This window comes from Shewanella canadensis (assembly GCF_003966225.1).
Taxonomy (GTDB): Bacteria; Pseudomonadota; Gammaproteobacteria; order Enterobacterales; family Shewanellaceae; genus Shewanella; species Shewanella canadensis.
Window position 1 is genome coordinate 101,632 of record NZ_RXNU01000003.1, and the last position, 17,262, is coordinate 118,893.

Below are 17,262 nucleotides of genomic sequence, written 5' to 3' on the forward strand. Positions count from 1 at the left end.
TTATTTAGTTGCAGATGCTAAGTCTAATGATCCAATCACTTCGACAAGGGATTGATCTTTCAGGTTCTGGTGGCCTCTGATGACGATCTGCTCACCGGGTTCGATACCTGCGATTATCTCTACGGTATCGGCCTCACGGTAACCTAACGAAACAGCGCGGCGGTTCGCGTTATCGCCATCAATCACATACAGGGCAAACTCATTATCCTGATTAACCACGGCGTTATATGGAACGGTAATAACGTTATTGTGTGTGTCATACCTGAGCTCAACACGTGTGAACATGCCGGCTTTTAAGGTGGCATTTTTGTTTGGCACCGACAGGGTCACTTTGAACGTACCGCTTTGAGCATCGACGACCGGACTGATACGAAGCACTTTGGCGTGAACCGTTTGATCTGTATGTTTGTTAGCAAAAATTTGAGCGTCTTGTCCTAAGCGAAGACTCTGTAGTTGTTGCTCCGGTAGGTGAACGATGCCATAGAGTTCATCCTGATTAACAACATAAAACAGTTCATCAAATTCTTTGGCCATATTGCCGGCTTTTACAAATCGCGTCGCTACCACACCATCGATTGGGGAGCGAACCATACTTTCCTGAACCTGAAGTGCGGCTAAATCTCGCTTGGCGAGAGCGGCCTGCAGGTTGTACTCGAGTTTGGCCATAGAGTCCGCGCTGAAAAACTCTTTGTTGCTCATCTTTTTAAGGCGGTTTAGCTCTTGCTCGATAATTTCAACTTCGGCTTGTGAGCGGGCAAGTTCAAATCTCTGTCTCTTTGCATCGATTACAGCAAGGAGTTGCCCCTTGGTGACCCGGTCACCCTCTTCAACGTTAATACTTTCAATTAAACCGGAAATACGTGTGACTACGTTAGCTTCTTGTGGGGCTTCTAAGGTCGCAGTTGTACTGTAAAATGAGGATACATCTCCCTGGAGGACGGTTGTAATTTCAACCGGTACCGCATATTTTTCCTCTTCCTTAACTTCCTCTTCTGCGCCACAGGCACTTAATACGGCGACTAATAGCAGTGGAAGGGCGATTTTGAAACAGTTATTAGCGCGTTTGTTTAGAGAGTCCATGTAAGTTTACCTATGTTTTTTGATCCAATTAACATCAATAAAGCACAAGTTGTGCCAAAGTTAATAACCTATGTTTTTCAGTGGTTTAAATTCGAAGATTGAGCATGGGTTAACTCGAATGCAAACTTTGTAGCGAAAATGTTTAAAAAATGATGTTTTTGACTATAGAGAGATCTGTGCGTAAATGGGTGACTGAAATAATTCTAATTGCAACAAAATGTACCAGAGCAATAACGGCACCTCTGCACAACAATGAGTAATACCTATCGGTATAAGAGAGATTGTTCAGAAAGTTTGGTGGAGGAAGAATCGATCATGATGAAAATACAACCCTGTTTATGGTTGCTTTGACCGCAAAGGAGTCGATTAGGGTCGCTCGCATTGAGCACACGTCAGATACAAAAAAGGCACTCGATGAGTGCCTTTTTTCAGGTTCTAGGTTCTAGCTCCTAGAAACTTACATTAACGATTCTCTTTTGAAACAAAGTCACGCTCTGCTGCACCGGTGTAAAGCTGACGGGGTCGGCTGATCTTATGACCAGGCTGATCCAGCATCTCTTTCCAGTGAGCAATCCAACCGACAGTACGCGCAAGTGCGAATAGTACGGTGAACATGCTGGTTGGAATACCGATAGCCTTCATGATGATGCCTGAATAGAAATCAACATTTGGATACAGCTTCTTAGAGACGAAATATTCATCTTCAAGGGCAATACGCTCGAGTTCCATAGCGACATCAAGTAGTGGATCGTTAACTTTCAACTCACCTAAGACTTCATGACAGGTCTCACGCATCACTTTAGCTCGCGGATCGAAGTTCTTGTAAACGCGATGTCCGAAGCCCATCAGACGGAAAGGATCTTCTTTATCCTTAGCTCGTGCAATAAACTCAGGAATACGATCAACACTGCCGATCTCTTCCAACATCTTCAAACATGCTTCGTTTGCGCCGCCATGAGCAGGTCCCCATAGTGATGCGATACCCGCTGCAATACATGCAAATGGGTTAGCACCTGAAGAACCGGCCAGACGAACGGTAGAGGTCGATGCATTTTGCTCATGATCGGCATGCAGAATAAAGATGCGATCCATAGCGCGTTCGACGATTGGATTAACTTTGTACTCTTCGCAAGGTACAGCAAACATCATGCTGAGGAAGTTGCCTGCGTAGCTCAAATCATTGCGTGGATAAACGAATGGTTGGCCGATAGAGTACTTGTAACACATGGCTGCGATTGTCGGCATTTTTGAGACAAGACGGAATGCAGCGATTTCGCGGTGACGCTCATCGTTGACATCCAAAGAATCTTGGTAAAATGCAGATAACGCTCCTGTGACACCACAAAGCATTGCCATGGGGTGAGCATCACGTCTGAAGCCTCGGAAAAAGGCGACAAGCTGTTCGTTCACCATAGTATGGTTTTTTACAGTATGACAAAAATTTTCATACTGAGTTTTAGATGGTAACTCTCCGTAGAGAAGCAAATAACACAGATCTAAATAATCTGAATCAATGGCAAGTTCACCAATAGGGTAACCGCGATGAAGCAGTATCCCCTGGTCGCCATCAATGTAGGTAATTGCTGATTCACAGGAAGCTGTTGCGAGAAATCCTGGATCAAAGGTAAAGTGACCTTTACTACCTAGCTTACTGATGTCAATAACATCAAATCCCGCCGTGCCCTTTTTGACTGGCAGATCGATTGATTCATTCCCTGGTAGTTCCAATTTGGCTATATTATCAGCCATACCCGTTCTCCTTACTTCATTCTTATGTGAGTGCGGCTTATCAACGACAATACTTTACAGTGAATCTAGATCACATTTCAATTTAAATAAGTGTTTAAATTCGTTAGACCATGGTCTTATTTTGCTCAAACCCCATGCTAGAACAGCAGCTTGGCAGATTTTTTTACCAAAAAAACAAAATTTGCATAATGTGATGTTTGTATTTGACATTTGCCCCTTGTATACTTGCTCCGGCTCTACAGAGCTGCATTCATTACTATTTAGTTAATACTTTTTTACATGCTTAATTAGTAAGATCTAAATTGTTAAATGTTTGTTTAAACTTTTCTTTTGCGCAGACCTTGATCGTGACCTGTGTCACGGTTGAAAATTGAACGAAAGCGTTTCGTATAACAAAAATATAGCTCAATAGAGCAGAGTGAGCAGAACGTGAAAAAGCAAAGACCTGTCCATTTAGATCTGCAGACCATTCGCTTCCCTGCAACAGCGATTGCGTCCATTCTTCACCGTGTATCCGGTGTCATCATGCTGTTTGCTGTCGGTATTCTAATCTGGTTGTTAAATGAATCTTTAGCATCACCAGAGAGTTTCGCAGCGACACAATCTCTTTTTGATAATTTGTTGGTTAAGTTTGTCATATGGGGAATTCTTACCGCTCTCGGTTATCACCTTATTGTTGGCGTTCGCCATCTAATAATGGATACCGGACGCTGGGAAGAGTTGGCCTCTGGCATCGCTTCAGCAAAGGCCGCGTTTGCACTGTCAATCGTGTTTTCAATCATAGTGGGGATTTGGGTATGGTAACTAACGCAGCAAGTCTTGGTCGCAGCGGTGTCCATGACTTTATTCTTATACGTGCAAGTGCAATTATCCTAGCCTGTTACACCATCTTTCTGGTTGGATTCGTTGCGTGTAGCTCTCCACTGACTTACGACGCATGGCATGGCTTATTCAGCGCATTGTCGATGAAAGTCTTTACCTTGCTAGCCCTGGTCTCAGTGTTAATTCACTCGTGGATTGGCATCTGGCAGGTACTGACCGATTATGTCAAGCCACTGGCTCTACGTGGTGTACTTCAGTTTGTTTTTGTCGTAGCGGCCTTCTCTTATTTGGCGGCAGGCATTTTGATAGTGTGGGGTGTTTAAGTGAGTATTCCAGTTCGCGAATTTGATGCAATTGTTATCGGCGCTGGTGGCGCGGGTATGCGAGCCGCATTACAGATTTCTAAAGAAGGTAAGAGCTGTGCGCTGTTATCAAAAGTATTCCCGACACGTTCTCATACGGTATCTGCGCAGGGCGGTATTACCGTTGCGTTAGGTAACGCCCATGAAGATCATTGGGAACAACACATGTACGATACGGTTAAAGGTTCCGATTTTATCGGTGATCAAGAAGCCATTGAATTTATGTGTAAAACCGGTCCTGAAGCGGTTATCGAACTCGAGCAGATGGGTCTGCCTTTCTCTCGCTTCGAAAATGGTACCATTTACCAACGTCCTTTCGGCGGTCAATCTAGAAACTTTGGTGGTGAACAGGCTGCACGTACCGCAGCAGCGGCTGACCGTACAGGTCATGCGCTCCTACACTGTCTTTACCAGCAAAATGTTAAGCACAAGACTGAAGTCTACTCAGAGTGGTATGCACTGGACTTAGTGAAAAACGAAGATGGCGCTATCGTCGGTTGTACTGCAATCGATATCGAAAGCGGTGAAATTGTTTACTTCAAAGCTAAGGCGACGGTACTTGCTACCGGTGGTGCAGGGCGTATCTTCGCGTCTACCACAAATGCTCATATTAATACCGGTGATGGTGTTGGCATGGCGATGCGCGCAGGCGTGCAGATGCAAGACATGGAGATGTGGCAGTTCCACCCAACTGGCATCGCTGGCTCTGGTGTACTTGTGACTGAAGGTTGTCGTGGTGAAGGCGGATACCTGCTGAACAAAGACGGCGAGCGTTTCATGGAGCGTTATGCACCTAATGCGAAAGATTTAGCATCTCGTGACGTGGTTGCACGTTCGATGATGACTGAAATTCGTGAAGGTCGTGGTCTCGATGGCCCATTAGGCCCACACTGTCTCCTTAAGCTCGATCATCTGGGTAAAGAAACGCTCGAAGCGCGTCTTCCGGGTGTGTGTGAACTGTCTCGTACGTTCGCCCATATCGATCCAGCCGATGGTCCTATTCCAGTACTTCCGACTTGTCACTATATGATGGGTGGCCTACCGGCTAAAGTTAGCGGTCAGGTGATACGTAAGAATACAGATGGCACTGAAAGTGACGTTATTGGTCTATTCGCCGTCGGTGAGATTGCCTGTGTATCTGTACACGGCGCTAACCGTCTGGGTGGTAATTCACTACTCGATTTGGTTGTATTTGGTCGCGCTGCGGGTCAACACTTAGGTAAAGCCTTAGATGAGACTGCAACACCAAGCGATGCGACAGAGGCTGACATCGCTAAATCCCTTGAGCGTCTCAATCGTTGGGAAGGCAATAAGGACGGTGAAGATCCTGTTCAAATCCGTAAAGATCTGCAGCTTTGTATGCAGCTTAACTTTTCAGTATTCCGTAGGGGCGACGCGATGGCTGAAGGCTTGAAAGAGCTTAAAGCAATCCGTAAGCGTTTGGACAATGCGAAACTGTCTGATAACTCAACCGAGTTCAATACTCAGCGTATTGAGTGTTTAGAGTTAGACAACCTGATGTCAACGGCGATAGCTACGGCCTATGCGGCAAACTATCGTACCGAGAGTCGTGGTGCGCACTCACGTGAAGATTATCTGGACCGTGATGATGAGAACTGGTTGTGTCACAGCCTGTTTGACCCTGCAACCGAAGAGATGGATCGACGACCTGTAAACATGGAGCCTAAGCTTCGTGATGCATTCCCGCCGATTAAGCGTACTTACTAAGGAAATTGAGATGAATTTGAATATCGCAGTTTATCGCTATAATCCTGATGTAGACGCTAAGCCTTACATGAAGGATTACACATTAGAAGTGGCTGAAGGTACCGATATGATGGTCCTTGATGCCTTGATTCTTCTAAAAGAGCAAGATCCAACGTTAGCTTTTCGCCGTTCATGCCGTGAAGGTGTGTGTGGGTCCGATGGCTTGAATATGAATGGTAAGAATGGTCTGGCTTGTATCACGCCAATCTCTACTTTTAAAGGTAAAAAACTAGAGATCAGACCACTGCCGGGAATGCCCGTTGTTCGTGATGTTATTGTAGACTTATCACAGTTCTACAAGCAGTATGAGAAGATCAAGCCTTACCTGATTAACGATGAAAAAGCGCCTGCGCGTGAACATCTGCAATCACCTGAACAGCGTGAACATTTAGATGGTTTATATGAATGTATCATGTGTGCTTGTTGTTCGACCGCTTGCCCATCTTTCTGGTGGAACCCTGATAAATTTGTCGGACCAAGCGGCTTATTGCACGCCTATCGCTTCTTGATCGATAGCCGTGATACAGCAACTGAAGAGCGTTTGTCTGAACTCGATGATGCGTACAGCGTATTCCGTTGTCACGGCATCATGAATTGTGTGGATGTCTGCCCTAAAGGCCTTAATCCAACGAAAGCAATCGGACATATCAAGTCTATGTTGCTGAAGAGAGCAGTGTAAATGCAGGACATAGAGCTAACAGCAATAATAATATAGCTCGGACTGAGTCACTTCTCATTTGAGAAGTGGCTCTTTTATGTAAAGGAATTACCGTATGATTGTGTACTTCTTGGACGAACTCAAAGAGTGCACATTTAAGACTTTGGCTAATACAGTGTATAAAGTTTGAAAGGAATAGAAATGCACCAAGGCATCATGAAAGCCTGGCTCGAATCATCACATCTAAGTGGTGCTAATTCGTCCTATGTAGAAGAGATGTATGAAGCCTATCAAGAAGACCCTCAGTCTGTTTCCCAAGACTGGCAAGTGGTGTTTGATAACCTCCCTTACTCGAACGGCGCGTCGAAAGATGTGCCGGAAGCAGCTCACTCTAAAGTACGTGATTATTTTCGTAGTTTAGCCCTCGAAGGTCGTCAGAAGGGCTCAGCCCGAGTGACAGATCCGGAAGTTGATGCTAAGCAAGTTAAAGTCCTACAGATGATCAACGCTCATCGATTCCGTGGTCACCAGAATGCTAATTTAGATCCTCTGGAGCTTTGGAAGCGTGATCAGGTCTCTGAACTGGATCCAGCCTTCCATGGTTTAACTGGCGAAGATATGCTGCGTGAATTCAATACTGGTTCATTTGCTCATGGTGGTGACACCATGCAGCTTGGCGAACTTGTTAAAGCCCTTAAAGCGACATATTGTGGCTCTATCGGTGCTGAATACATGCACATTACCGATACCGATGAGAAACGCTGGATACAGCAAAGGTTAGAACCTTCTTTAGGTAGAGCTCATTACGACAAATCCGTTAAAACACGTATCTTATCCGGCTTAAATGCCGCCGAAGGTATGGAGAAGTATCTGGGGGCTAAGTTCCCTGGTGCCAAACGTTTCTCACTGGAAGGTGGCGATGCGTTAGTGCCTATGATGCGAGAGATTATCTATCGCGCAGGTGAAGCCGGAACGAAAGAAGTGGTTGTGGGTATGGCTCACCGAGGTCGACTCAACTTACTTATCAACGTGTTAGGTAAAAAGCCTTCAGAATTGTTTGATGAATTTGCGGGTAAACACAGCGATGAACTTAATGGTTCAGGCGATGTTAAATACCACCAGGGTTTCTCATCAGACTTTGAAACGCCGGGCGGAAATGTTCACCTTGCATTGGCGTTTAACCCATCTCACCTGGAGATCGTCAACCCGGTTGTTATGGGCTCAGTTCGCGCTCGACTCGATCGCCACGGTTGTGAAGAAGGGCTTAAAGTATTACCTATCACTATTCATGGTGACTCTGCCATTACCGGTCAAGGCATAGTGCAAGAGACATTTAACATGTCTCAAACACGTGGCTTCAAGGTAGGCGGAAGCATTCGTATCGTGATTAATAACCAAGTTGGTTTTACGACTAACTTGACCGAAGATGTGCGTTCGACCGAATACTGTACCGATATCGCTAAGATGGTGCAGGCACCTATCTTCCACGTTAATGCCGACGATCCAGAAGCGGTTGCCTTCATCTCTCAGCTTGCCGTCGATTATCGAAACGAATTTAAGCGTGATGTGGTTATCGATCTGGTTTGTTACCGCCGCCATGGTCATAACGAAGCGGATGAGCCCAGTGCGACTCAGCCATTGATGTACGCAAAAATTAAGAAGCATCCTACGCCTCGTAAAATTTATGCCGATCGATTGATTGCCGAGCAGACCTTAGGTGCCGATGACGTCACCTCTATGGTCAACGATTATCGAGATGCGCTGGATCACGGTGATTGTGTCGTGTCTGAATGGCGTCCGATGACATTGCATTCGGTTGACTGGTCTCCCTATATCAACAGAGAGTGGGATGAAGATTATCCGGCTCAGATGTCGATGGCGAGAATCAAGAATTTAGCCGAGAAGATCAGCTATGTTCCTGAAGGTCATAAGCTTCAGTCCCGTGTAGCCAAGATCTACAAAGATCGAGCATTAATGGCTAATGGTGAAAAACTCCTCGATTGGGGTTTTGCCGAGACTTTGGCTTACGCGTCGATTGTTGAAGATAAGAAACGTATTCGTATTACCGGTCAGGATTCTGGTCGTGGTACCTTCTTCCACCGTCATGCGGTTCTGCATAATCAAAATGATGCGACGGCATATTTGCCACTTCGCAACATTACCGATGATCAGGGTCCCATCGATATTACAGATTCAGTCTTGTCAGAAGCCTCTGTATTGGCGTTCGAATATGGTTACGCTACCGCCGAGCCAGGTGGATTAACACTTTGGGAAGCGCAATTTGGTGACTTTGCCAACTGTGCTCAAGTGGTTATCGATCAGTTCCTGTCATCGGGTGAGCAGAAGTGGGGCCGATTATGTGGTCTGACGATGTTACTGCCTCATGGCTACGAAGGTCAGGGCCCGGAGCACTCGAGTGCTCGACTAGAGCGATTCCTTCAGCTTTGTGCTAATCACAACATGCAAGTCTGTGTGCCTTCTACTCCGGCGCAGGTTTACCATATGCTGCGTCGTCAGGTTGTCAGACCTATGCGTCGTCCATTGGTTGTGATGTCTCCTAAGTCACTGCTACGTCATCCATTGGCAGTATCTAGCATGGAAGAGCTTGCCGAAGGCTCCTTCCAGAACATCATCCCTGAGATGGAAAGCTTAGATCATGCAAACGTTGACCGTGTGGTTTTCTGTAGTGGTAAAGTTTACTTCGAACTATTAGAAAAGCGTCGCAAAGAGAATGTGACTAATGTCGCCCTTGTTCGTGTGGAGCAGTTATATCCGTTCCCTCATGACGATATGCAGACGATTTTAGCCGATTATCAGCACGTCAAAGATTTTGTCTGGTGCCAGGAAGAGCCTCAAAACCAAGGTGCCTGGTACTGTAGTCAGCATCACTTCTGGAGCTCAATTCCAGCGGGTGCCCTGTTAACTTACGCCGGACGTGAAGCTTCTGCTGCACCAGCCTGTGGTTACCCGGCATTGCATGCACAGCAACAAGAATCTTTGATTAATAGCGCATTAAAACTGTAGTAATAGATAATTTAAAAGGATAGCTCCCCATGAGTATCGAAATTAAGGTACCCGTATTGCCAGAATCAGTTGCCGATGCAACTATTGCTACTTGGCACGTTCAAGCTGGTGAACAAGTTTCTCGTGATCAAAACTTGGTTGATATCGAAACGGATAAAGTTGTACTCGAAGTTGTGGCCCCTGAAGATGGTCAAATAGCGGAATTCTTAGCCGAAGAGGGGGACACCGTCCTCGGTGAAGCCGTTATCGCTAAATTTGTTGCCGGCGCCGTAGCGGGGCAGGAAGTGACTAAAGCGGAAGCCGAAGCCGCGACTCCGGAGGCTTCTGAAGATGCTAATGACGCACTAAGCCCATCGGTACGCCGCCTGATTGCCGAGCATAATCTTGATGCCGGCAAGCTTAAAGGTACGGGTGTTGGTAATCGTATAACCAAAGAAGATGTCGAAGCTTTCGTTAAAAACGCAAAAGCAACGCCAGCTCCTGCTCCAGCAAGCGCACCAGCGGCTGTTGCACCGTTAGCTGAGCGTAGCGAGAAGCGTGTTCCGATGACGCGTCTTCGTAAGACGATTGCTAACCGTCTGCTTGAAGCTAAAAACTCGACAGCTATGCTGACGACGTTTAACGAAGTTAACATGAAGCCAATCATGGATATCCGTAAGCAGTACCAGGAGATCTTTGAGAAGCGTCATGGTATTCGTTTAGGCTTTATGTCTTTCTACGTAAAAGCGGTGACAGAAGCACTGAAACGTTTCCCCGAAGTTAACGCCTCTATCGATGGCGATGACTTGGTGTACCACAACTACTTCGACGTTAGCATCGCGGTATCTACGCCTCGTGGCCTGGTAACCCCGGTACTTCGTGACACAGATACGATGAGCCTGGCCGATATCGAACGTAATGTTCGTGAATTAGCCATCAAAGGCCGTGACGGTAAGCTAACTGTAGCCGACATGACCGGCGGCAACTTCACCATCACTAACGGTGGTGTATTTGGCTCACTCATGTCGACACCTATTTTGAACCTGCCACAAAGCGCAATCTTAGGCATGCATGCCATTAAAGATCGCCCAATGGCAGTCAATGGGCAGGTTGAAATCCTGCCTATGATGTACCTGGCACTATCTTATGACCACCGTATTGTCGATGGTCGTGAGTCTGTTGGATTCTTGGTTGCCATTAAGGACTTCCTCGAAGACCCAACTCGTTTACTGCTTGATTTATAATAATAGCGCAGTGACACCCTACTCATTATCTCAATGAGATAATGAGTAATACCCTCGTTACTGGCCCCAAAAGAGCCAGTTGGATTTGATAAGAAGTATACGGATAGATCATCATGAATTTGCATGAGTATCAGGCAAAAGCCCTATTTGCCGAATATGGTTTACCAGTGTCAGAAGGTTTTGCTTGTGACACACCTCAAGAAGCAGTTGAAGCGGCAGGCCGTATTGGCGGAGATATGTGGGTTGTTAAGTGTCAAGTACACGCAGGCGGCCGTGGTAAAGCAGGTGGCGTTAAAGTTACAGGCTCTAAAGATGAGATCAGAGCATTTGCTGAACATTGGTTAGGTAAGAACTTAGTTACTTACCAGACTGATGAGAAAGGCCAGCCAGTCGCTAAGATTTTAGTCGAAAGCTGTACTGACATTGCGAATGAATTGTACCTAGGTGCAGTTGTAGACCGTTCAACACGTCGTGTTGTGTTTATGGCGTCTACCGAAGGTGGTGTTGAAATTGAGACTGTGGCTGAAGAAACGCCAGAGCTTATTCACAAAGCCATCATCGATCCTCTAACGGGCCCTCAGCCTTACCAGGCACGAGATCTTGGATTCAAGCTAGGTCTAAACCCGACTCAAATGAAGCAATTCACTAAAGTCTTTATGGGTTTAGCGAAAATGTTTGAAGATCATGATTTTGCACTGCTTGAAATCAACCCATTAGTGATTACTGACGAAGGCAATATTCACTGTCTAGATGGTAAGATTGGTATCGATGGTAATGCATTGTTCCGTCAAGAGAAGATCCGTGACATGCACGATCCATCACAAGATGATGCTCGTGAAGCTCATGCGGCTAAGTTTGAACTTAACTATGTTGCACTAGACGGAAACGTGGGTTGCATGGTTAACGGTGCAGGCCTGGCTATGGGTACGATGGACATCGTAAACCTACATGGTGGCAAGCCAGCTAACTTCCTCGATGTTGGTGGCGGAGCGACTAAAGAGCGTGTAGCTGAAGCATTCAAGATAATCTTGTCAGATGACAATGTTAAAGCCGTATTGGTTAACATCTTCGGTGGCATCGTTCGTTGTGACATGATTGCTGAAGGTATTATCGGCGCAGTGAAAGAGGTTGGTGTAACTGTTCCTGTTGTCGTTCGTCTTGAAGGTACTAACGCCGATCTTGGTCGTGAAGTATTGGCTAGTTCAGATCTCGATATCATCGCAGCTACAAGTCTAACTGACGCAGCTGAGCAAGTTGTTAAAGCTGCGGAGGGCAAATAATGTCTATCTTAATCAATAAAGATACTAAAGTTATCTGTCAGGGTTTCACTGGCGGTCAAGGTACTTTCCACTCTGAGCAAGCTATCGATTATGGTACTCAGATGGTCGGTGGTGTATCACCAGGGAAAGGCGGTCAGGTTCACTTAGGTCTTCCGGTATTTAATACTGTGAAAGATGCCGTAGCTGAAACAGGTGCAACAGCATCAGTTATCTACGTACCGGCACCATTTTGTAAAGATGCGATTCTTGAAGCGATTGACGGTGGCATTGAGCTGATCGTTTGTATCACCGAAGGGATCCCAACCTTAGATATGCTTCAGGTCAAAGTTAAGCTTGAAGAGACTGGCGTTCGCATGATCGGTCCTAACTGTCCGGGCGTTATCACACCGGGTGAGTGTAAGATTGGTATCATGCCTGGTCACATCCATAAGCCTGGTAAAGTCGGTATTGTTTCTCGCTCTGGTACGCTTACGTATGAAGCGGTTAAGCAGACTACCGATGAAGGTTTTGGTCAGTCTACTTGTGTTGGTATCGGTGGCGACCCAATTCCCGGTACTAACTTCATCGACGTTTTGGAGATGTTCCAAAATGATCCGCTAACCGAAGCTATCGTAATGATTGGTGAAATTGGTGGTACTGCTGAAGAGGAAGCGGCTGAATATATCCAGGCTAACGTGACTAAGCCTGTTGTTTCATACATTGCCGGTGTTACTGCACCTGAAGGTAAGCGTATGGGCCACGCTGGCGCGATTATCGCCGGCGGTAAAGGTACGGCTGAAGACAAGTTTGCCGCTCTTGAAGCCGCAGGCGTGACTACGGTTCGTTCACTTGCTGAAATCGGTAAAGCGTTACGTACTAAGACGGGTTGGTAATCTTTATTACTCGTTAAAAAAGGCGCCTTTGGCGCCTTTTTTGTTACTTCAACACTAGATGTTTTTAATCTTGATAGGGCCTCTCGGCACTCATCAGGAAACATAATATACCGTTTTTAACTGCTTATTTGGCTTTTTGATGACAATTTTTTCTATCATCTTTCCCCTGTTGTCTATGGTGACTTTGGGTTATTGGGCTACGCATTTTCAATTTTTCACCAAGGCGCAAATCAGCGGGATTAGTAAGTTTGCCTTTAACCTGAGTATTCCTGTTTTTCTTTTTTTAAACATGTACCAGGCACCATTGGGTAAAAGTTTCGATATAAAGGTCTTGGCTGCATTTTACCTGCCAGTGCTGATTGTTTATCTTACAGGCTTCCTGTTTAGCCGCTACCTGTTAGACAGGAGAGGGGGCTCAGATGCAAGCAGTGGTGTGTTTGCCTTAGGTTGCAGCTATTCAAATACGGTTCTGGTTGGCCTGCCCATTATCATTGCGGCACTGGGCGAAAAGATGATGGGGAGTGTCTTTGCCATCATCACGTTTCATAGTGCCGTCTTGTTTTCATTAACCTTTATGCTTTCGGCAAAACACGCTGGTGGCGCATTCTCATGGCGACACTTTACCAAGTCGATGGTATTGAACCCTGTAGTATTGAGTATCACCTCAGGATTGTTTTGTAACGCAATCGCTCTGCCGATACCGGAGGATTTAATGGCTGCTCTGGCACTTATCTCACAGCCTGCATTAGCGTGTGCACTCTTTGTCTTGGGGGCTAATCTCAGTGTTTATAAAATTGCCGATGACTGGCTAGCCTCAATCGTAGCGAGTATATTTAAGCTATTGATATTACCTGCTTTGGTATATCTGTCCGCTAAATATTTATTACACTTGGAATCGCAGCTTGTTGCAGTTGTGGTGTTAATGAGTGCATCGCCACTTGGCGTGAATGCGTACTTGATTGCGACTCAACTGAAACAGCAGCAATCGACGCTGGGCAGCGCGGTTGTCTTGTCTACAGTGCTTAGCGTGTTTAGTTTTAGCTTTTGGTTATGGGTGCTTTTATGAGGACTGGATCATAGAGGTTGAAACCGCGATAGGCTTTACCTAATGATAGTTAATTCAAATTTCAGACACAAAAAAACCAGCCATACGCTGGTTTTTAATTCTAAATCCTAAATCTTAAGGTCCTAAGTCCTGAACCATTAGTTCGATGACACAGACTAAGACTTAAAGTCTGGTATCAGGTGTCGCCGTGATCGCACTCATCATTAGTGCAAACGCCATAGAGGTATAAGCTATGGTTGGTCAGCTTAATATTGTGTTTCATGGCAATCTCATCTTGACGAGATTCGATGACATCGTCTGAAAACTCGATAACTTTACCACAAGACAGACAAACCAAATGATCATGGTGATGCTGTGATGCCAATTCAAATACGGCCTTACCACTCTCAAAATGGTGACGCGTCACGATACCTGCATCATCAAACTGGTTCAGCACGCGGTATACGGTTGCAAGACCGATCTCTTCACCTATATCGAGTAAGGTCTTATACAGATCTTCTGCGCTGATGTGTTGATTTTCTGGTCCTTGCATCAGTTCTAGGATCTTGACTCGTGGTAAGGTAACTTTCAAACCCGCCTTCTTTAGCGCTAGATTTCCATCTGTCATTACTAATCTCTTGATTGCAGAACCATTAGCCAAGCCAATATCGGTTCATTTGTGAATACTGGAATCTATTATATGTGTACAAATTGAAAACATAAACCTTTGATCTTGCATTCTGATGGCTTAAATAAATAAATTGTATAAAACACCCTCATAATGGCGATTAAAACTGTTTTTTAAGCTTACATTTTGTATTGTTATTCTTAGCTTTATACCCAAACCACTTCAAAATGCAGAATTCAGCATGTCGAGAAGTGACAGAGTTCAAGACATGAAATAGTAGGACTAGTTATTCTCATTCAATATTTCATAACGTAGAAAAATGTTGCTTCTCGCCTTGCCCTGCGGGAGCTCTGAAACGAGCATCTTGAGGTAGCTTGGGTATATACTAATGACCAATATCCCGGAGAGACAATTTTAGGCAAAATTGTTCCTATCTACCTAAGCGATTTCGTCATATCGGGTTAAGAGTTCTCTGGGATAGATCAACAATTGTGCTTAACGGGTCTAATCTGTTTTTGACCTGAGTGTTGGTAGGCTTGATGAGAGTGAGCCATTTGATGTGACAATAATTATAAGGACTGAAGATGTATCGGCAGATAGTGGTATTAACCGGAGCTGGAATTTCAGCTGAATCGGGCTTGAGAACATTCAGGGATCAAGATGGGCTATGGGAAGAGCATAAAATTGAAGATGTCGCTACGCCGGAAGGCTATGCCGCAGATCCCGAGTTGGTCGAAGGTTTTTACAATAATCGCTGGAAGCAACTCCACGGTGGTGATGTTGAACCCAATAAAGCTCACACAGCCCTTGCCCGTCTCGAGCAAGAATTTGATGGCGACCTGTTAGTTGTAACCCAGAATATTGATGATCTCCATGAGCGGGCAGGCTCCCGCCGCTTGCTGCATATGCATGGTGAACTCTCCAAGGGACGTTGTCCGCGCTCCAGACAAACGTTTCTGCTGCGTGACCCTTTTGGCCCTGAGCATACCTGTACCTGTTGTATTCCGGCCCAGAGGCTGCGTCCACATGTCGTGTGGTTTGGAGAGATGCCGATAGGGCTAGATAGAATCCAGCATGCTTTAGATACCTGCGACCTCTTTATTGCTATCGGTACCTCTGGTTCAGTCTATCCGGCGGCTGGTTTTGTAGACACGGCCAACCATCATGGCGCACAAACCGTTGAGGTAAACTTAGTGGAAGCGGATCGTCATAGTCAGTTTCAATATCATCTTCAGGGTAAGGCCAGCGCCATCTTGCCTGAATTAGTCGAAAAAATATTGTCGGGTAATATTATTAGTAACAAGGAAATTAGTAACCAGGAAGATAAGCCTACTCCTGCTTTCTTAAATAATACCAACTAATGGAACCCACTTTCAGTAATGCACAAGCAATAGCGCCGAGTGAGCCTTTAAAGCTTGTCATCATCATGCGAGGGCTCCCCGGAAGCGGTAAGTCCCATTGGGTTGATGAGTTTATCTCCGGCCAAACACTTGAGGTGGCGGACAAGGTTCGGCGCTCGGGGCTTTTTTCAACCGATAGTCAGTTTTACCGGGATGGAAAGTACCGGTTTGATAGCAAGCGACTCTCTGAGTATCACCAGCGAAATCTTACCGGATTTATTCATGCCCTGTCGGTCTCTGTGCCGATAGTTATCTGTGACAATACCAACTTAGCCCGGTGGGAGTCGATGGCTTACGACGCGTCGGCAGAAGCTCTGGGTTATCGGGTTCGCTATGTGTTGATAGGCGATCCTCTCGATGAAGCCCATCAAGTCATCTGCGCCGAGCGTAATGGCCATGGTGTGCCGTTAGCGCAGATAAAGCGAATGGCGAGGCAGTTCGAAGCGTTTTAAGTTATTTAAGTCTTGTCGCTCAGCGTCGCTTTCGTTTTGTCCTGCAGATGTTGGAGGATCTGAGCCTTTAATTCATCGATTAACGTTCTACATTTATCTTGTTGAATATCTAATTCAACCCATCCATCCGTGCTCATCATATCGAGATTGACTATTCTCAACCTGTTTTCATCCTTATCATCGCAGGCCTGAGCCCACTCTCCGGAGATCCTGAAAATGCCTTGAGTCGTATGGATTCTGGTGATGCTAAATCGCTGCATATTTTTCTCTCCTATTTGCTTTTTATCTTAAGCACAAGCACTCGAAACTGTAAATCACAACAAACTTAAAATACTTGATTAAAGTTTGACCAGAATCAAGGGTTGTCCATTTTGCATATTCACATACCACTATATCTTGTGTATGTTTTTGGTTTAGGCACTATATATAGGTGTGAGTATGTTTAACTCTCTGCCCGCTCAAGTTGTCATGCAAGAGGTTCCCGGTGAGATTTCATTGCTGTTTAGCATTACCGGTTGTGATGTTGGCTGTAAAGGGTGCCACTCGACAGAGCTTTGGAATGAAGAGTACGGCGAGCCACTGAGTGAGGAGCGTTACAGGGCCTATCTCAATCAATATCGCGGCTTTGTCAGCTGTATATTGTTCTTTGGTGGAGAGTGGCAGCCCAAGCAGTTAAGCGAGTATCTGGCACTCGCTAAGACGATGGGATTTAAAACCTGTCTGTACACAGGACGAGAGCGGGTCGCACGGGAGATCCACGCTCAACTGGATTACCTCAAAACCGGTGAGTTCGATCATCAAGTTGGCGGGCTCGATAGTCCTGATACAAACCAGAAGTTTTACGATTTAGCTCAAAATAAAATAATAAATTATAAATTCATTAACGATTAAGGATATCAA

General features: G+C 45.6%; 16 protein-coding genes. 12 read left to right on the forward strand and 4 right to left on the reverse strand.

What is annotated here, in order from left to right:
* On the reverse strand, window positions 1-1,080 hold the full coding sequence (locus EKG38_RS06585) for an efflux RND transporter periplasmic adaptor subunit (protein ID WP_126519496.1): 1,080 nt from the start codon (window positions 1,078-1,080) through the stop codon (window positions 1-3).
* Window positions 1,081-1,542: 462 nt separating this feature from the next.
* A complete protein-coding gene (locus EKG38_RS06590; RefSeq protein WP_126519497.1) occupies window positions 1,543-2,829 on the reverse strand; it encodes a citrate synthase in 1,287 nt (428 codons plus the stop codon).
* A 408-nt stretch (window positions 2,830-3,237) separates the two neighbouring features.
* Between EKG38_RS06590 and sdhC the strand changes: the two genes are divergently transcribed.
* The 9 genes from sdhC (at window position 3,238) to EKG38_RS06635 (ending at window position 13,903) form a co-directional block, all read left to right on the forward strand.
* Window positions 3,238-3,633 carry a succinate dehydrogenase cytochrome b556 subunit gene (gene sdhC / locus EKG38_RS06595; protein WP_086022450.1) on the forward strand — a complete coding sequence of 132 codons (396 nt, stop codon included), beginning with the start codon at window positions 3,238-3,240 and terminating at the stop codon, window positions 3,631-3,633.
* A complete protein-coding gene (gene sdhD, locus EKG38_RS06600) occupies window positions 3,627-3,974 on the forward strand; it encodes a succinate dehydrogenase, hydrophobic membrane anchor protein (protein WP_126519498.1) in 348 nt (115 codons plus the stop codon). Before sdhC ends, sdhD begins: the two co-directional genes overlap by 7 nt.
* The gene (sdhA, locus tag EKG38_RS06605; protein ID WP_126519499.1) at window positions 3,975-5,741 is read left to right on the forward strand and encodes a succinate dehydrogenase flavoprotein subunit; all 1,767 of its coding nucleotides are present in this window, start codon (window positions 3,975-3,977) and stop codon (window positions 5,739-5,741) included. It begins immediately after the preceding gene.
* 10 nt (window positions 5,742-5,751) lie between these two features.
* The gene (locus EKG38_RS06610) at window positions 5,752-6,459 is read left to right on the forward strand and encodes a succinate dehydrogenase iron-sulfur subunit (protein WP_126519500.1); all 708 of its coding nucleotides are present in this window, start codon (window positions 5,752-5,754) and stop codon (window positions 6,457-6,459) included.
* 180 nt (window positions 6,460-6,639) lie between these two features.
* Window positions 6,640-9,462 carry a 2-oxoglutarate dehydrogenase E1 component gene (sucA, locus tag EKG38_RS06615; protein WP_126519501.1) on the forward strand — a complete coding sequence of 941 codons (2,823 nt, stop codon included), beginning with the start codon at window positions 6,640-6,642 and terminating at the stop codon, window positions 9,460-9,462.
* Between the two features lie 29 nt (window positions 9,463-9,491).
* Window positions 9,492-10,685, forward strand: a complete 1,194-nt coding sequence (odhB, locus tag EKG38_RS06620; protein ID WP_126519502.1) for a 2-oxoglutarate dehydrogenase complex dihydrolipoyllysine-residue succinyltransferase — start codon at window positions 9,492-9,494, stop codon at window positions 10,683-10,685.
* Window positions 10,686-10,798: 113 nt separating this feature from the next.
* The gene (gene sucC, locus EKG38_RS06625; RefSeq protein WP_126519503.1) at window positions 10,799-11,965 is read left to right on the forward strand and encodes an ADP-forming succinate--CoA ligase subunit beta; all 1,167 of its coding nucleotides are present in this window, start codon (window positions 10,799-10,801) and stop codon (window positions 11,963-11,965) included.
* Complete coding sequence (gene sucD / locus EKG38_RS06630) at window positions 11,965-12,837, forward strand: succinate--CoA ligase subunit alpha (RefSeq protein ID WP_126519504.1); 873 nt, start codon at window positions 11,965-11,967, stop codon at window positions 12,835-12,837. Before sucC ends, sucD begins: the two co-directional genes overlap by 1 nt.
* Window positions 12,838-12,976: 139 nt before the next feature.
* Window positions 12,977-13,903, forward strand: coding sequence for an AEC family transporter (locus EKG38_RS06635; RefSeq protein ID WP_126519505.1), 927 nt, complete (start codon window positions 12,977-12,979; stop codon window positions 13,901-13,903).
* A gap of 175 nt (window positions 13,904-14,078) precedes the next feature.
* Here EKG38_RS06635 and fur read toward each other — a convergent pair whose 3' ends face one another.
* Entirely contained in the window at window positions 14,079-14,510 is a 432-nt protein-coding gene (gene fur / locus EKG38_RS06640; protein ID WP_126519506.1) for a ferric iron uptake transcriptional regulator, read from the reverse strand.
* A gap of 584 nt (window positions 14,511-15,094) precedes the next feature.
* Here fur and cobB point away from each other — a divergent pair.
* Both cobB and EKG38_RS06650 read left to right on the forward strand, forming a co-directional pair.
* On the forward strand, window positions 15,095-15,871 hold the full coding sequence (gene cobB / locus EKG38_RS06645) for a Sir2 family NAD+-dependent deacetylase (protein WP_126519507.1): 777 nt from the start codon (window positions 15,095-15,097) through the stop codon (window positions 15,869-15,871).
* Window positions 15,871-16,362 (forward strand): ATP-binding protein, encoded by a 492-nt coding sequence (locus EKG38_RS06650; RefSeq protein WP_126519508.1) that lies wholly within the window; start codon window positions 15,871-15,873, stop codon window positions 16,360-16,362. Before cobB ends, EKG38_RS06650 begins: the two co-directional genes overlap by 1 nt.
* Before the next feature lie 5 nt (window positions 16,363-16,367).
* On the opposite strand, the gene EKG38_RS06655 is transcribed toward EKG38_RS06650, so the two are convergent.
* Entirely contained in the window at window positions 16,368-16,622 is a 255-nt protein-coding gene (locus tag EKG38_RS06655) for a hypothetical protein (protein WP_126519509.1), read from the reverse strand.
* A gap of 178 nt (window positions 16,623-16,800) precedes the next feature.
* Between EKG38_RS06655 and nrdG the strand changes: the two genes are divergently transcribed.
* Window positions 16,801-17,253, forward strand: a complete 453-nt coding sequence (gene nrdG / locus EKG38_RS06660) for an anaerobic ribonucleoside-triphosphate reductase activating protein (protein ID WP_126519510.1) — start codon at window positions 16,801-16,803, stop codon at window positions 17,251-17,253.
* The last annotated feature ends 9 nt before the right edge of the window (window positions 17,254-17,262 follow it).

Excerpts from the sequence above, each read along its gene's own strand:
- sucD (WP_126519504.1), top strand. The coding sequence starts at position 11,965 with ATGTCTATCTTAATCAATAAAGATACTAAAGTTATCTGTCAGGGTTTC.
- EKG38_RS06650 (WP_126519508.1), top strand. The coding sequence starts at position 15,871 with ATGGAACCCACTTTCAGTAATGCACAAGCAATAGCGCCGAGTGAGCCT.
- odhB (WP_126519502.1), top strand. The coding sequence starts at position 9,492 with ATGAGTATCGAAATTAAGGTACCCGTATTGCCAGAATCAGTTGCCGAT.
- sucC (WP_126519503.1), top strand. The coding sequence starts at position 10,799 with ATGAATTTGCATGAGTATCAGGCAAAAGCCCTATTTGCCGAATATGGT.
- EKG38_RS06655 (WP_126519509.1), bottom strand. The coding sequence starts at position 16,622 with ATGCAGCGATTTAGCATCACCAGAATCCATACGACTCAAGGCATTTTC.
- sdhD (WP_126519498.1), top strand. The coding sequence starts at position 3,627 with ATGGTAACTAACGCAGCAAGTCTTGGTCGCAGCGGTGTCCATGACTTT.
- cobB (WP_126519507.1), top strand. The coding sequence starts at position 15,095 with ATGTATCGGCAGATAGTGGTATTAACCGGAGCTGGAATTTCAGCTGAA.
- sucA (WP_126519501.1), top strand. The coding sequence starts at position 6,640 with ATGCACCAAGGCATCATGAAAGCCTGGCTCGAATCATCACATCTAAGT.
- EKG38_RS06635 (WP_126519505.1), top strand. The coding sequence starts at position 12,977 with ATGACAATTTTTTCTATCATCTTTCCCCTGTTGTCTATGGTGACTTTG.
- fur (WP_126519506.1), bottom strand. The coding sequence starts at position 14,510 with ATGACAGATGGAAATCTAGCGCTAAAGAAGGCGGGTTTGAAAGTTACC.
- EKG38_RS06585 (WP_126519496.1), bottom strand. The coding sequence starts at position 1,080 with ATGGACTCTCTAAACAAACGCGCTAATAACTGTTTCAAAATCGCCCTT.
- EKG38_RS06590 (WP_126519497.1), bottom strand. The coding sequence starts at position 2,829 with ATGGCTGATAATATAGCCAAATTGGAACTACCAGGGAATGAATCAATC.
- EKG38_RS06610 (WP_126519500.1), top strand. The coding sequence starts at position 5,752 with ATGAATTTGAATATCGCAGTTTATCGCTATAATCCTGATGTAGACGCT.
- nrdG (WP_126519510.1), top strand. The coding sequence starts at position 16,801 with ATGTTTAACTCTCTGCCCGCTCAAGTTGTCATGCAAGAGGTTCCCGGT.